This window comes from Desulfitobacterium hafniense DCB-2, assembly GCF_000021925.1.
GTDB lineage: Bacteria > Bacillota > Desulfitobacteriia > Desulfitobacteriales > Desulfitobacteriaceae > Desulfitobacterium > Desulfitobacterium hafniense.
The window spans coordinates 489,783-505,087 of sequence record NC_011830.1; the positions used below are offsets into that span (position 1 = coordinate 489,783).

Consider the following 15,305-nt stretch of genomic DNA (forward strand, 5'->3'; position numbering starts at 1 on the left):
GAGTACAATGTTATTGGAAGTAAAAAATTTAAAAACGGAATTTAAACTGAAGCGCGGTACGGTGAGAGCCGTTGACGACATCAGTTTTTCTGTAGATAAAGGTGAAATTCTGGCTATTGTGGGGGAATCGGGCTCCGGTAAAAGCGTGACCTCCCTGTCCATTATGGGGCTTTTACAGAACCCCGGCAAAATTGCCGGCGGCGATATTCTGTTTGATTCCCAAAACCTGACCCGGATGAACAAGAAGGAGCTTCAGGATATTCGGGGCAACAAAATCTCTATGATCTTTCAGGAACCCATGACTTCTTTGAATCCAGTCCAAAGGATTAAGGATCAGATTATGGAAAGCCTGATGATCCATAAAAAGATCAACAAAAAAGAGGCTCTGGCCAGAACCATAGAGTTGCTGGACATGGTAGGTATACCTTCGGCGGCTCAACGGGCTGATGATTATCCCCACCAAATGAGCGGGGGAATGCGTCAGAGAGTCATGATCGCCATGGCCTTGTCCTGTGAGCCCCAGCTGTTGATCGCCGACGAACCGACCACAGCTCTTGATGTCACTATTCAGGCTCAGATTCTCGATCTGCTTTATCATATGCGGGAAAAATTTAATATGGCGGTTTTGCTGATCACCCATGACCTGGGTGTTGTTTCAGAAGCGGCAGACCGGGTCATCGTCATGTATTGCGGAAAAATCGTGGAAGAGGCTGATGTGAAGACTTTATTTAAAAATCCTCTCCATCCCTATACGGTGGGGCTGCTCAACTCCATCCCCCAGATCGATGATGACAGCGATGAACGTTTGTATATGATCAAGGGCATGGTGCCTAATCCCTTAAATATGCCGCCCGGATGCTCTTTTTCTGATCGCTGTGACCGCTCCATGGAGCGCTGCACCAGGGAAACCCCGGAACTTCTGGAGATCGACGGGCACAAAGTGCGCTGCTTTTTATACGAAGAAGCTCAGGAAGAAGCTGAGGAAGGGGGATTGGCTGCCCAATGAGCGTTTTAATGGAAATTCAAAATCTCTCCAAACACTTTTCTGTAGAAAGCAACTTTTTCGGCAAATCCAGCAGTTTGCTGAAGGCAGTGGACGATGTCTCGTTTACCATTCATAAAGGAGAGGCTTTTGGTCTGGTGGGAGAATCCGGTTGCGGAAAAACCACTCTGGGTAAAATTATTGTTAATCTCTACAGCCCCACAAAGGGCAGTATGATTTTTGAGGGCAAGGATCTTACCAAGCTTAAGGAAAATCAGCGCCGGGCCTATTGCAAGGATATGCAGATGATTTTCCAGGATCCTTACGCTTCCTTAAATCCCCGGATGACCGTAGGGGATATCATTGCTGAGCCGATTGTGATCAATAAGTTATTGCCGGCCAACAAGGTGGAGGAACGTGTCACTTACCTTTTGAACTGTGTCGGTCTGGCCCAGCATCAAAGAAACCGCTACCCTCACGAATTTTCCGGAGGCCAGCGCCAGCGGGTAGGGATTGCCCGGGCTTTGGCTGTAGAACCCAAGCTCATTGTCTGTGATGAGCCGGTTTCGGCCTTGGATGTGTCCATTCAAGCCCAGGTCCTTAATCTTTTGGCTGATCTGAAGGATGAATTCGGGCTGACCTATCTCTTCATTGCCCATGGTTTGAATGTAGTGAAGCATATCAGCGACCGGGTAGGTGTCATGTATCTGGGGAAACTGGTGGAAATAGCCCCTAAAAAGGAGCTGTATGCCAATCCTTTGCATCCTTATACCCAGGCTTTGCTTTCCGCTATACCGATCATTGATCCGGAGAAGAAAAAGCGGCGGATTATTTTGGAAGGGGATGTGCCCAGCCCCATTAACCCCCCTGCCGGCTGCCGCTTCTGTTCCCGCTGTTTTAAGGAAATGCCTGTCTGTAAAGAAACAGCACCGGAGCTGAAAGAGATTTCTCCGGGGCATTGGGTGGCCTGCCATCTTTTTGATTAGGAAGGCTTATCGAAAATCAATAAAGAAAGATGACCTTAGCCTGCATTATTGTAAGATAAGGTCATCTTTCTTTATTGTGGAATATCATATGATCGGCGCATCTGCATGACAATAAAGGTTCCCATGCCCAGGTCGATAAGAATATCACCCAGACTAAAGAGCTGCTTTCCCAAAACCGGGATATTTATAAACAAGATATCCGCCAGTATTTTTAAACGGGTCGAATCCGTAAGGATGCCATGGGTGCCTGTTCCAGCTTGGAGAAGTTGTCGGCTTGCTTCAGGGAGATAAGCAGGGTCAACCGGCATTAGTCCCCCATTAAGAACAATGACCACCCCATTTAGGGCAATTCCCAGAGCAACCAGAGAAAAGCTTCTATAGGCTCGATTTTTCAAGGTAAAGCCCATCAGCAATAAATAAGATAGTGAGTGAGAAAAAGGTATAACCCAGTAATTTGCCCACTCCAGATGGAGTTTTACTGACCAAAAGGCAAAAAGTTGCAAAAGAGCTCCTAAAAATAAGAGCTCCAGTCCTTTAAGGTTTATTTCAAACAAAGAATTAAGCTTTCCTCCAACTAAAAAGCCGATCAGGATAGCCAAAATAATGGATTCAAGCAGCATCTCATCTCCCCCTAACCCTTAGTTGGCTATTGGCATGTCTGTTATGGGCGAAAGTTTTTCCATCTGATTTTCCTTCTGAATAACCCGGCAAAAGGCTTCTACTACTTCCGGGTCCAATTGGCTTCCCGCAACCCGCCGCAATTCGGCAATAGCTTCTGAGGAAGAAAGGGCCTGCCGGTAGCTTCTGCTTGAGGTCATGGCGTCATAAGTATCGGCCACAGCAATAATCCGGCTTTCCTGGGGAATATCCTTGCCCTTGATACCGTCGGGATAACCTGCACCATCAAAGCGCTCATGATGAAAGCGCACTGCAGATCCCACATCAAAGAGAAAATCAATGCTCTGAATAATGTTTTGACCGATCACGGGGTGATTGCAGATAAATTTCCATTCCGCATCATCCAGTTTGCCTTTTTTATTAAGAATAGTTTCACTGACTCCGATTTTCCCCACATCATGCAAAATTCCGGCGTACTTGATAAACTCCACCCGGTCCTCCGGCAAGTTCATTTCTTCAGCTAATTTAATAGACCATTGGGCAACACGGCTGGAATGGCCGCTGGTATAGGAATCTTTGGCTTCCAAAGCCTGGACGAGGGCGGTAACCGTGTTAAGATAATTTTTCCGCATATCGATGTAGAGCTGGAAGGAGTGGCGGGCAAGCAGCAGGGGTACGGAAAGCATGATCAGTCCTAAGGGGCCATAACGTACATAAATCATAGCCATAAGGACCCCCAGAGGAGCAAGGGCCAGAAAGTTGGGTACAGACCAGCGGATATTGCCCTTCCAAATAGCCCAAGGGGATTTGCCGCTGATTTTTCCTAAGGCAATGGAGACAAGAGTTACATTGGAGAGCATGTACGTAAAGGCGGCAAGGAGATAGAAGGGTAAATGTCTTATATCCACCGCAAAATCAGTGAGTCCGGCTTGGATAAGGACAGTTTTAGCCATAGCTAAGGAGATGATAAATTGTGAGGCATTGAAAAAACGTTTCCATAAAGGCTGATCTTCAGCCGCCTTGCCAAAGAGAATCAATGCTCCACAGGTTGCTATGGGAAGGATAACTCCCATGGGGAATAAGATGGCCGCTGCGACAAAGACTGCACAACTTACTGTGACGTAGCCACCCTTAGGCAGAGCTACAGGTAAGCACTCACTGGCAACGGTTAACACTGCAAAAATTAAAAAAGAAGACAGCATACCTATTTCCCAATGAGTGCTTAACATGCTCCATATCAGAATGAGGGTTGCACAAAAAACTATGAAGTTAAAATAGCTGCGGAATTTGAAGTTTGCTTTTAACATGCTCTCCTCATCTTGAATGACCGGCTTTAACACAGATTAGATTTTGTAGCTTGCGCCGCCTGCGAGAACAAGCGTTACAAGGACAGTAATGATTTTATAGAGTTTGCTCATTGCGGTAGACCCCCTTTTAATCTATTTAAGATCAAGGTGTAACCGCTTCGCTCTTTTCCGCTTCGCTCAAATAGGAAAGAACGATTTTACAATGCTAATCTTTAGGTGTTAAGCCGGTCAAAATCAACATAGCTAAAAAGTTATCTTTTTAAATTTAATTTAATAAAACCATAGTTTTCGGTTTACAGCATCTAAGGTCGCTTTGACGATGGCTTCCCGCTCATCGTTTTTGACAAGTGCACAGCCAACCAAGTTCTGTTCGCCTAAGGGGGTTATCAAGCAGATGATGACCTGTGCCACCTGATATTTTCCTAAACGGGTGATCATCACATCTTCCGTGGCAAAGAAAAGTTTTTCCATGAGGGAACCTGATAAGGCATTGATTGTAGCATCCACAAAAAGGCGCAGTCTGTTATAAGTTGTGGAGGTGCCTGAAGCAATTCCTTCATAGGTCTCATCTCCCATAGAGAGCTCAACTTTTACCTCAGCCATCATCTTGTTTGTATGTAAGGATATACTGATCAGCTTAGGGCGGATCTGTGCTCTTTTCGGGGGGAAGTTGGGAGAAGGGCTTTCTTCATCTTCTTGCTGCTCCAGTTGCACAACACTCACTATTTTGTGGTCGATTTCTATGCCGAATTGAGCAGCCAGTACGGATTCGACATCCCGTACGATTTGTTTGGGGTTACGCTCTGAATTGGCCAGAATATGAATCTCGGAGATTTCATTAGACTCATTACCTTTTATGCGCGTTCCGATGACCGACCTGATTTTTTTAATGGCCTCCTCATAGGACGCCCAGATCATTTCGCCTGACATAAAGTTCCTCCCGAAACCAAGATAATTTGTCGATTTGTGTATTTCGACACTAGTTCATAACTTTCCTTCTTTATTTGGATTATGAAAAGATATTTCTTCCAGATATGTCCCTGTTTTGGTCATGGCAAACCCAGGTCAAATTGATTCCAAGGCTTGTGTTGATGGGGATAACTCTTAAAATGTATTTGACCCTTGGATATGGGATGCAGACAAGAAATCTCATAAGACCAAAGGCCAAGGTGCGGTTTCGTCAGGGATGTTTTAGAAGTCTTTACTATCTTGCCGTATTTATAATCTCCATAAAGAGGATGGCCCAGATGGGCAAACTGCACACGGATTTGATGCGGTCTGCCTGTACGCAAATTGACTTTTACCAGGCTGAGATCAGACTGACTATGCACCACTTCATAGTCCAGAATAGCCTCTTTGGCCCCTTTAGCGCCTTTCTTCACTGCGGATACCTTATTTGACTTTTCGTCCTTGACTAAATAGTGGATTAAGGTGTTTTTTTGCTTCGCCGGCTGCCCCTGGATAAGTGCTAAATAGGTTTTGGTAAACTCCCGATTTCTGATCTGCTCGGAAAGTCTCGCTGCCGATTTGGAAGTTTTGGCAAAAACCATGACTCCGCCTACAGGCCGGTCCAGGCGATGAACCAGGCCTAAATAGACATTGCCGGGTTTATTGTAGCGTATTTTGATATCCTGCTTGAGTAAGGTAAGTATATCCATATCCCCGGTACTGTCTTTTTGGGATAGGATATTGGGTGGTTTATCAACGACCAGTAAATGATTATCTTCATAGACAATTGGTATCGTGAACAACTCGCCAACTCCTTCAAACCTCATTTACGCTCAGTTGATTACTACTTCTATTTTTAGCAGGATTTTCCTGCTGCATTTTGTCGGAATAGTGAAACAAAAAGCCAGGTCATGAATTGACCTGGCTTTGCTGTAAAGAGTTGAATTAAACAGACCCTTTGGTGATGACTTTGGCGGCAATATATCCGAAGGTTCCTGCAGCAGCTACACCACCGCCATAAGGCTCCTTGAACATGGCTGCAGTAGGAGGAGCTGCGTAGAGGTTTTTAATGGGTTGTCTTTGCACATCGAGGACTTGAGCTTTTTCGTTAATGACCAAACCGCCGAAGGTGTGATAGGCGCAGGTTCCCGTCGGGAAGGCATAGAAAGGTCCTTGGGCTATTTTATGGTGTCCGGCTACACGGGGAACATCCAGCTGGTCAGCCGTTCCATTGTCGATGGCTTTGTTATATTCACTGATGGTTTTCAGGAATGCCCCTTTATAGAATCCATAGGTTTCCTGCAGCTTAACAGCCAATTCTTCGAGAGTATCGCCTTTGACCGTCAGGCAGCCTTGGGCTTCATTCATCTTCATAATGGCTTCAGAGCTCTTGTTGGCATCATAGATAGCCTGGTCACCGATCATGAGGGCCATGCCTCGTTTTTGTTTGATGATGGATTGGGGAACTCTGGGATATTTAGCATCGATTGGAGAGGATTCATCAATAAAACGCTTTCCTTCAAGGTTGACCAATAATCCTGTCGTGTCTTCAGGGAAGAGGAAGGAGACCCAACCGATAGCAGGGGGGCGGCCATCACCGATACCCGGTAAGCTTTGGGGATCGCTGCCGCGGGCTTTTTCCCAGGCTTCAGGGTTTTCCTCAGTTTGAGGATTAGGAGAAATTCCGATCAGGGTTCCGGAGAAGGTGGAGAAGCTTCCGCCGGTCAAAGCGCCGACTCCTTGAGCCATGAGCATGCCGCTGCCTGTGTTGTAAGGAACACCCATGGTACGGATGGAATCACCGTAGGGACCCATATAGCGGGCAGTGAGCCCTTTATTGGCCTGGAAGCCGCCGGCGGCGAGGATGACGGCACCGGCCTTGATAAAGAGCTGGGTTCCGTCATTCTTCAGGGCATGAACCCCACAGACTTCACCGGCTTCATCGATGACCAGACGCATGACACGGGTGCTTAATAAAACCTGGCCGCCTTTGCTTTCAAAGAATTTGTGGAGAGCATCAAAATAGGATTTTTGCTTGAGATAACCCGGTTCACCGGAGCCCATGGTCCAGTCTTTGGTGTAGCCGCGGGTGCCGCCGGCAGGGGTGATGGGGAAACCATTCTTTTGGAGCCAGGGGATATAGGTCTGTCTGAAGGTTTCGACATAGGTCTTGCCGAGAACTGGATCATGCAAGTCTTCGAAATGCTTTCGATACTCTTCCCAGGTATTAACTCCCCAGCAGTGGATACCACCGCCGGAATAGATGGAGCCGCCGCCAATAAAACCGGCGATTTCGCAAATGACAGCTTTTTTTCCTTCTTCGACCACAGCGCATCCGGCGCTTAATCCACCATTGCCGGAGCCGACGATAGCCACATCGGTCTCCATATCCCATTTCTCCGGGGCTGAAGCGGGAGCGGTGGCGTCGGTGGTGTTGCAGCCTACTAAGAAGCCGGAGCCGGCGACTACGGCAGCGCCTAAAGAAGCTTTTTTGAGAAAATCCCTTCTGTTCATTGTTAATTCTTCCTCCTTGTTATTTGAGCTTTCTTTTTGCATTATCCCTTCCTATCCGCCTGTCGCTTTTTATCTTTTCAGGGGTGAAGGAGATGTGATATGAATTTTATAATGCAAAAAGTATGCCAGCGGCTCCAAGAGTTGAATTGTGCTCGTGTTATCAAGGACTTCCGGCTCAAAACAGTCAATACCCCATGAATTGGCTTGAGATTTTTTATCCACTTTAGAGCAAGTGCTTATTTTTTACTCAAAATCTGGCCCTCTTAACCCCTTCTTGTTCTTAATTGTTCCATTTAGTATAATTAAAGCATATCTGCGTTCATGTGAAAGAAATAGTTATCCTTTGCTTGAAGTTCATAACCTGGTATCAAGAAATATAAAGAGCGGTATAACCGTTATAGGGCCAGGAAACTATGCGAGGGTAGAAAAGAGGATGCCTGGGGAGAGTGAAGAAAGATGAGGTTGCACGATTGTTTGAAGTTAGTGAGGGCGGAAGGGATTGATCCCGCATACTTCCCGAAGATTAAGGATGAATGGCAGCGCTTTTTAGCGGGGGAAAAGGTTAATAAGCAAATGGTTCCGAGCGAAGTGATTGAATCATGGGAGCGGAGCAGAAGCTATGGGATCGATCCCTATGGGACAGACCCCCATCCGGTCAATCTCTCAGGAAAAGAATATAAAAATTTACAGGAGATTTTAAACAGATACGGGTTCTTTTTTGAGCGGATAGTGGAACTCGTGGAGCAGGACGATCTTACCCTATACCTTAATACTGCTGATGGTTTAAACTATCATCTGTTTCGCAGTGGTGGAATGTCCGGTCATGCTTCCTTGGGACATTGCAATGAGAAAACCGTAGGTACCACCGCCAGTTGCCTTGCAAAACTTTATAATCAGCCCATCCTTCTGGTTCACCCTTATCGGTACAGTCAAAACTATACTCAGAATCATGGTGTTTCGGCTCCGATTCATAATGAAAAGAATGAAGTCATCGGAGCTTTGGGTTTAGGATTTGAAGATCCCCGATTTTGCATTCAGGCTTATAGTATGATCAGCTTTATCGCCCAGGCTTTTGATAGCTTGTACCTGCCTTTGACAAATGGGTATGAGAAGCATATCCAAAAGATTATTGATTGTATGCCCCATGGAGTTGCCTTTGTGGATGAGCGGGATACGGTTCAGCTTTATAACAATAAAATTTTGGAACTATTGAAGATTAGGCGCAAGAACAATATAGAGAGCGAATTAAACAAGCATCTGGCAAGGTTGGGTGTCGGAGCAGGTTTTAAGGATAAGCAAGAAGCTGCGGTTACTTGTGCAGAAATTCAGGTGGATAATGAAAAACCTTATAAGCTTATCTTGCTTAAAGACAGGCTGGAGGGCAGAAAGCCTGGAATTTCTCCATCTCCGGAAGGGGAAGGAAAAGGGCTGTTTACCTTTGACCAGATTATTGGGGAAAGTACCCTCCTTAAGGAAGCCAAAAAGGTTGCTGCCAATGTAGCCAGGACTTCGGTACCGGTTATGATTCATGGCGAGAGCGGCACAGGTAAGGAAATGTTTGCTCAAGCCATGCATTGTGCCAGTCCTCGCCGCAACGGACCTTTCGTGGCGATTAACTGCGGGGCCCTCCCCGGGGAGCTGGTGGAAAGTGAGTTGTTCGGTTATGAAGAAGGCTCTTTTACCGGTGCTCTGAAGGGAGGCAGGATCGGTAAGGTAGAAGCGGCTTCAGGAGGAACCCTCTTCCTGGATGAGATCGAAAGCATGCCCCTTAAGGATCAAATCAAACTCCTGCGTGTGCTCTCCACTGGGAAAGTGCAGAAGATCGGCAGCACCAAAGAAATCCAAGTGGATGTCCGCATCGTGGCGGCCACCAAGATCGATCTGCTGAAGCATGCCGATGATGGTTTATTCCGTGAGGATTTATTCTACCGGATCAGTACCTTTATTATTGAGCTGCCGGCCTTAAGGCAGCGCAAGGAAGACATTGGAGCTTTGGCCGAGTATTTTATTAAGAAGCTTGCCTCAAAATACGATCGGGGTAAGATTAAAATGGATCCAGTGTTCGTCGATGCGCTGCAGAGGTATTATTGGCGGGGCAATGTCCGGGAACTGGAGCATGCTATGGAGCGGGCGATCATTATGCTGGAGGATGGAGAGACTCTCATGCTGGAGCATCTATCTCCGGGCATACAGCAAGCTTATAGGAAAAGAACTGTGGAAAAATTAGTGGCAGAGACAGTCCAGACGACCTCCCATCGCCAAGGTTTGCTGGAATTGGCTGAGAGAAGGGTCATTGAGTATGTCCTGGAGCTGGTGGATGGGAACCAAAGTCTGGCTGCCCAACAGCTGGGAATCAATCGCAGGACCCTCTACACGAAGCTCAATGGTAAATCCAATTCCGGCAGAGAGGTATTGGATGCATAAAAAACAGGGCATTATCAGCAAGAACTGATAAGCCCTGTTTTCTATTGACAGAGAAGTGTATCAGGCAAGATACCTCTTTTGGCTAGAAGCATGCCAGTTTGAATCTTATCTTATCGGTTACTATGAGGGAATCAGACTGAGCCCTTGGCAATCACTTTACCGGCAATGTAGCCAAAGGTTCCTGCCGAGGCGATCCCACCTGCATAGGGTTCCCGGAACATGGCGGCAGTAGGAGGCGCGGCATAGAGATTCGCGATGGGCTGCCGCTGCAGATCGAGAACCTGAGCCTTTTCGTTGATAATCAGACCGCCAAAGGTGTGGTAGATGGCGACACCTGTGGGAAAGGCATAGAAGGGGCCGGCGGCAACTTTAAAATGCCCTCCTACTCTGGGAACATCCAACTGAGCCGCGGTACCGTTACCAACAGCTGTGTTATAGTCGTTAATGGTTTTGATCAAGGTTCCTTTATAGACACCATAGGCATCCTGCAATTTCGTGGCCAATTCATCCAGAGTATTGCCTTTGATCACCTTGACTCCCTGGCTTTCATTCATTTTCAGAATGGCGTCTGAGCTTTTGTTTTTGTCAAAGATGGCCTGGTCGGCGATCATAAGAGCCATGCCCCGCTTTTGCTTGATAATGGTTTGGGGGACCCGGGGATACTTGGCATCAATAGGCGAAGTTTCATCCATAAACCGCTTGCCTTGAAGATTGACTAAAATGCCGGTGGTATCTTCCGGGAAAAGGAAGGAGACCCAGCCGGGCGCGGGCGGCCGGCCGTTGCCGATGCCGGGGAGAGTCTGGGGATCGCCGCTCCGGGCCTTTTCATACTCTTCAGGGTTTTCCTCAGTTTGACGATTAGGAGAAATTCCGATGAGGGTTCCGGAGAAAGTGGAGAAACTGCCGCCGGTCAATGCTCCCACACCTTGAGCCATGAGCATACCGCTCCCGGTATTGTAGGGAGTTCCCATATTGCGGACAGTGTCCCCATAGGAGCCTATGTATTGGGCGGTCAGGCCTTTGTTGGCTTGGAAGCCTCCGGCAGCCAAGACCACAGCACCGGCTTTAATAAAGACCGGATTCTCTCCTTTTTTCTGAGCGTAAACCCCGTTGACGGCACCGTTTTCGTCGATAACCAATTGGCGAACCCGGGTGTTGGTTAAGATCTGGCCGCCTTTGCCTTCGATGAATTTTTGCAAAGCATCGAAATAGGCTTTTTGCCTGAGATAGCCCTGCTCTCCGGAGCCCATGGTGTAGTCTTTGAGATAACCCCGATCCCCGCCGGCTGGGGTGATGGGAATGCCGATTTTTTGCAGCCAGGGAATGTAGGTTTGTCTGAAGGTTTCCACATAGGTTTTAGCCAAGACCGGGTCGTGCAAGTCTTCCGTGTGAGCTTTGTATTCCTCCCAGGTTTTGGTGCCCCAGGTGTGGAGCCCGCCGCCGGAATAAATGGAACCACCGCCGATGAAACCACTGATTTCGCAGATGATGACCTTTTTTCCCTCTTCCGCAGCAGCGGCACCCGCACTTAAGCCGCCGTTGCCTGCTCCGACAACGACCACGTCCGTCTCCATATCCCATTTGTCAGGAGTAGCGGCAGGGGGAGTGACATTGGTGGTGTTACAGCCGACTAAGAAGCCGGAACCAGCCATTACGGCAGCGCCTAAGGATGCCTTCTTAAGAAAATCCCGTCGATTTAGAGTCATATTTAATACCCTCCTTTGGTTCAATTTGATGGAGACTGATTTCAGGAGAGAAACCAGTGCTTAACTTATCTACAGGCTTTTATTATTCCAAAAAACTCTAATGTTATTTGATAAATCAGGTTTTCGTAAATAAGGCTTAAAGAAGAATACCGTTATCCGGACCTTAGCACTTTTGAAGAGCATAAGAAAAACGTAAAGACCTCTGGTAGCCAGTGGTCTTTACGTTAAGCTTAACCGCCATATTTATTAAGTTAAGATGCAGTCAATGTTTACGCTTTGTCGGCTTGTCGGCGTATTCTGGCCTGCAGTCTTGACTATGCTTTTTCCGCTTCCAGGGGACTGCTTTTTAGGAAGATGGTCAGGAAAGCGGCGATCAGACAGAGAGCGGCAGCGATTAAATAAGCATAGAAGTAACTGTTGGTCAGGTCCACCACTGCTCCGGCCATCAGAGGACCGAAGACTCCGCCCACACCCCAGGCGGTGAAGATCAGCCCGTAGTTGACACCGCCGTTTTTGGTGCCGAAAAAGTCATAAGTGGCTGAGGGGAAAAGGGAAAGGAGGGAACCATAGCTCAGACCGGTCATAATGGCCCCCAGGGCGATGAGCGCGGGGCTGCTGTAGAAGGTAAAGGCCAGCATATTAAGACCTTGCAGACTGAAAAAGATGCGCATGGTCCAACTTCTGCCGATTCGGTCTGAAAGCCAACCGGCCAACACCCGGCCGCCGGCGTTAAAGATGGCCAACAAAGCGACCATGGCGAAACCCCAGGAGATCCCGGTCTGAAGCTTAGTGATGGTGGAAAGCTGCCCGATGATCATAAGTCCTGCGGTAGCACCGGCAGCGAACATAACCCAGAGGAGATAGAAGCGGGGATCTTTAAGCATTTCCTGCCAGCTGAAATCCCCTTTTGCTGCAGGCGGAGGAGATGGGGGAGCATTGAGGGAAGTGGCGGCTTGGGGAGAGGCCGGTGTGGAGGGAGCGGTGGGGGTGGGGTTAGATTGAGGAACTGCTAATACTTGGGAGAGAGCAACAATGGCAAAGAGGAAAATCAATCCCTCAATGCGGAAGGCGCTTTTGACACCGAGATTGCCGATGAGAGAATTGGTCAGGGGAGCGATGTAGAGGGAGGCTAATCCAAAACCGGCGACGACGATGCCTGAGATCAGGCCTTTCTTTTGGGGAGGGAACCATTTTACAGCGGCCGGGGTTGCTGCCGAATAGCCAAGGCCGATCCCAATTCCGGCGATGAGTCCGAAGGTTAAGGTGAGGACGAAGAGAGAATCCGTCAGGCTGCTTAGAATAAGTCCTCCTCCGGCGAAGATGCCTCCTGCCGTAGCCACCCAGCGGGGTCCGAAACGGTCCTGGAGGCGGCCTCCGGGAACCATCATCAGGGCAAATACCGCACAGGCCACCGTATAGGGCAGGGAGGCGGCAGTTTTTGACCAGGCTAATTGCTCGGTCAAGGCAGCGGCGAAAACACTCCAGGTATAGAGCACTCCCAGGGCAAGGTTGATACCTGTGCCGGCAAAGGTTACAGTCCACCCGCGCGTAGTTTTATTCATAATCTCGCTCCTTTCCTTTGGGAAACGTTGGGGCTCAAGAAAATCCGATGGGAATTGACAATAATTATGAAATTATGGCTTTGGTCATCTTTGACAGGATTCATTTAAGACGGCTGCGGGGTTTTATATTTTCATCAATATACATTTAGGGAGGCTTATCATATACACTAGGAAAATGAAGGCTTGGAATGCTGGAGATATGGTTAAAGAAAGGCCAGGGGAATCCCTGGCCTCATAGTAGTGAGGGACTTCTCACTATGGGGTTGACTTACTCCTGGTAATTGGCTTTAAGGGTATTGACCACAGAGGCATCGGCCAAAGTGGTGGTATCACCGATAGCACGTCCCTCGGCAATGTCTCTGAGGAGGCGGCGCATGATCTTACCGCTGCGGGTCTTGGGCAGTTCGGCGGTAAAGAAGATATCATCCGGCCGGGCCAGAGCTCCGATCTTCTTTGCCACATGTTTCTTTAATTCGTCCTCCAGATCGGGAGTGATTTCGATGCCTTCCTTTAAAGTGACGAAACAGGCCAGGGCCTGCCCTTTAACTTCATGGTTTTTACCGATAACGGCAGCCTCGGCAACAGAGGGGTGATCCACTAAAGCGCTTTCCACTTCCATGGTGCCGATCCGGTGACCAGAAACGTTGATGACATCATCCACCCGGCCCAGTATCCAGAAATATCCGTCCTTATCCCACTTGGCGCCATCACCGGGGAAGTAGACTCCCGGCCAGTTGCCGAAGTACGTCCGCTCGAAGCGCGCCGGATCTCCGTAGATATTGCGCAGCATAGCAGGCCAGGGCTCCTTGATAGCCAGGTAGCCGCCGCCTCCCTTGGGGACGGGATGGCCGGCGCTGTCCACCACTTCGATTCTGACTCCTGGGAAAGGTACGGTACAGGAACCGGGCTTTAAGGAAGTAATTCCCGGCAGAGGGGTCATCATAATCATACCCGTCTCGGTTTGCCACCAGGTATCCACGATGGGGCACCGTTCCCCGCCGATGTATTTGTAGTACCACATCCAGGCTTCCGGATTGATGGGTTCACCCACAGAGCCCAGCAAGCGCAGGCTGGATAGATCCCGGCTCTGGGGATATTGGGGACCCCACTTCATAAAGGTCCGGATGGCGGTGGGTGCGGTATAAAGAATGGTGACTTTGTATTTCTCGACGATTTCCCAGAACCGATCCCGGTTCGGATAATCAGGACTTCCCTCATACATAAGGACAGTGGCTCCATTGGCCAAGGGGCCGTAGACAATATAGGAGTGACCGGTAATCCAGCCCACATCCGCGGTGCACCAGTAAACATCCTCTTCCTTGAGATCAAAGACCCAGCGATGGGTGGTGGATACCCCTACCATATAGCCCCCCGTGGTATGGACTACACCCTTGGGTTTTCCTGTGGTACCGCTGGTGTAGAGGATAAAGAGCATATCTTCTGCATCCATGGGCTCCGCCGGACACACCGGGGAGGCCTTGGCCATTTCTTCATGATACCAAAGGTCCCGCTCTTCCTTCATTTGTACGGTTTGTTTGGTTCGTTGAATGACAAAGACATGTTCCACGCAGTCCACGCCGTCCAAAGCGATATCGGTATTATCTTTCAAGGGGATGGTGTTGCCCCGGCGGAAGCTGCCATCGGAAGTGATGACGGCTTTGGCCTGAGCATCAATGACCCGATCCCGCAAAGCTTCCGAACTGAAGCCTCCGAAGACCACACTGTGGGGAGCCCCAATCCGGGCGCAAGCCAGCATGGAAATCACAGCTTCCGGAATCATGGGCAGATAGATGGTGACCCGATCACCTTTGTTCACCCCATTGGCTTTGAGGACATTAGCGAATTTGGAGACTTCACGATGGAGATCCTGGTAGGTAAGAACCTGGCTGTCCCCGTTTTCGCCTTCGAAGATAATAGCGGCTTTATTGCGATGCCAATCCTGGAGGTGGCGATCCAGACAGTTGGCGGAGGCGTTGAGTTTCCCGCCGACAAACCACTGGGCGAAGGGAGGATTCCACTCCAGGGTTTTTTCCCAAGGGCTCAACCAGGAGAGTTGTTTAGCCTGTTCCTCCCAAAAGCCGAGGCTTTGACCTTGTTCATAGATATCCGCGCTTTGAATGAGTGCGTTTTTGTGGAATTCCTCACTGGGGATGAACTGTCTATCCTCTTCCAGCAAAGCCTCAAGATTCTTTTCTTCCATAGGTAGTCCTCCTTCTCTCATACCATCCTCAATAGTTTATAAAGATGAAAATGTTTAT

The 15,305-nt window shown here is 48.6% G+C and carries 11 protein-coding genes; 3 read left to right on the plus strand and 8 right to left on the minus strand.

Features of this window, described 5'->3' with window-relative positions:
* The first annotated feature begins 7 nt into the window (after positions 1-7).
* A complete protein-coding gene (locus tag DHAF_RS02365; protein ID WP_015942772.1) occupies positions 8-1,006 on the plus strand; it encodes an ABC transporter ATP-binding protein in 999 nt (332 codons plus the stop codon).
* Positions 1,003-1,968 carry an ABC transporter ATP-binding protein gene (locus DHAF_RS02370; protein WP_005810089.1) on the plus strand — a complete coding sequence of 322 codons (966 nt, stop codon included), beginning with the start codon at positions 1,003-1,005 and terminating at the stop codon, positions 1,966-1,968. Before DHAF_RS02365 ends, DHAF_RS02370 begins: the two co-directional genes overlap by 4 nt.
* A 71-nt stretch (positions 1,969-2,039) precedes the next feature.
* Here the strand turns inward: DHAF_RS02370 and DHAF_RS02375 are convergent, their stop codons facing one another.
* The 5 genes from DHAF_RS02375 to DHAF_RS02395 form a co-directional block, all read right to left on the minus strand.
* Positions 2,040-2,588 (minus strand): DUF5317 domain-containing protein, encoded by a 549-nt coding sequence (locus DHAF_RS02375; RefSeq protein WP_015942773.1) that lies wholly within the window; start codon positions 2,586-2,588, stop codon positions 2,040-2,042.
* Between the two features lie 18 nt (positions 2,589-2,606).
* Positions 2,607-3,893: an HD-GYP domain-containing protein gene (locus DHAF_RS02380; RefSeq protein ID WP_011459114.1), complete on the minus strand. Its 1,287-nt coding sequence runs from the start codon at positions 3,891-3,893 to the stop codon at positions 2,607-2,609.
* 270 nt (positions 3,894-4,163) lie between these two features.
* Positions 4,164-4,823, minus strand: a complete 660-nt coding sequence (locus DHAF_RS02385) for a hypothetical protein (protein WP_015942774.1) — start codon at positions 4,821-4,823, stop codon at positions 4,164-4,166.
* 119 nt (positions 4,824-4,942) lie between these two features.
* Positions 4,943-5,668 carry an RluA family pseudouridine synthase gene (locus tag DHAF_RS02390; protein ID WP_005810083.1) on the minus strand — a complete coding sequence of 242 codons (726 nt, stop codon included), beginning with the start codon at positions 5,666-5,668 and terminating at the stop codon, positions 4,943-4,945.
* 118 nt (positions 5,669-5,786) lie between these two features.
* Positions 5,787-7,397 carry an FAD-dependent oxidoreductase gene (locus tag DHAF_RS02395; protein ID WP_011459116.1) on the minus strand — a complete coding sequence of 537 codons (1,611 nt, stop codon included), beginning with the start codon at positions 7,395-7,397 and terminating at the stop codon, positions 5,787-5,789.
* A gap of 414 nt (positions 7,398-7,811) precedes the next feature.
* Between DHAF_RS02395 and DHAF_RS02400 the strand changes: the two genes are divergently transcribed.
* Positions 7,812-9,779 carry a sigma-54 interaction domain-containing protein gene (locus tag DHAF_RS02400; RefSeq protein WP_015942777.1) on the plus strand — a complete coding sequence of 656 codons (1,968 nt, stop codon included), beginning with the start codon at positions 7,812-7,814 and terminating at the stop codon, positions 9,777-9,779.
* A 131-nt stretch (positions 9,780-9,910) separates the two neighbouring features.
* Here the strand turns inward: DHAF_RS02400 and DHAF_RS02405 are convergent, their stop codons facing one another.
* The 3 genes from DHAF_RS02405 to acs all read right to left on the minus strand — a co-directional run bounded on the left by DHAF_RS02405 (position 9,911) and on the right by acs (position 15,247).
* Positions 9,911-11,485 carry an FAD-dependent oxidoreductase gene (locus DHAF_RS02405; RefSeq protein WP_015942778.1) on the minus strand — a complete coding sequence of 525 codons (1,575 nt, stop codon included), beginning with the start codon at positions 11,483-11,485 and terminating at the stop codon, positions 9,911-9,913.
* Between the two features lie 314 nt (positions 11,486-11,799).
* Positions 11,800-13,047: an L-lactate MFS transporter gene (locus DHAF_RS02410; protein ID WP_011459119.1), complete on the minus strand. Its 1,248-nt coding sequence runs from the start codon at positions 13,045-13,047 to the stop codon at positions 11,800-11,802.
* Between the two features lie 268 nt (positions 13,048-13,315).
* The gene (gene acs, locus DHAF_RS02415) at positions 13,316-15,247 is read right to left on the minus strand and encodes an acetate--CoA ligase (RefSeq protein WP_011459120.1); all 1,932 of its coding nucleotides are present in this window, start codon (positions 15,245-15,247) and stop codon (positions 13,316-13,318) included.
* Positions 15,248-15,305: the final 58 nt, after the last annotated feature.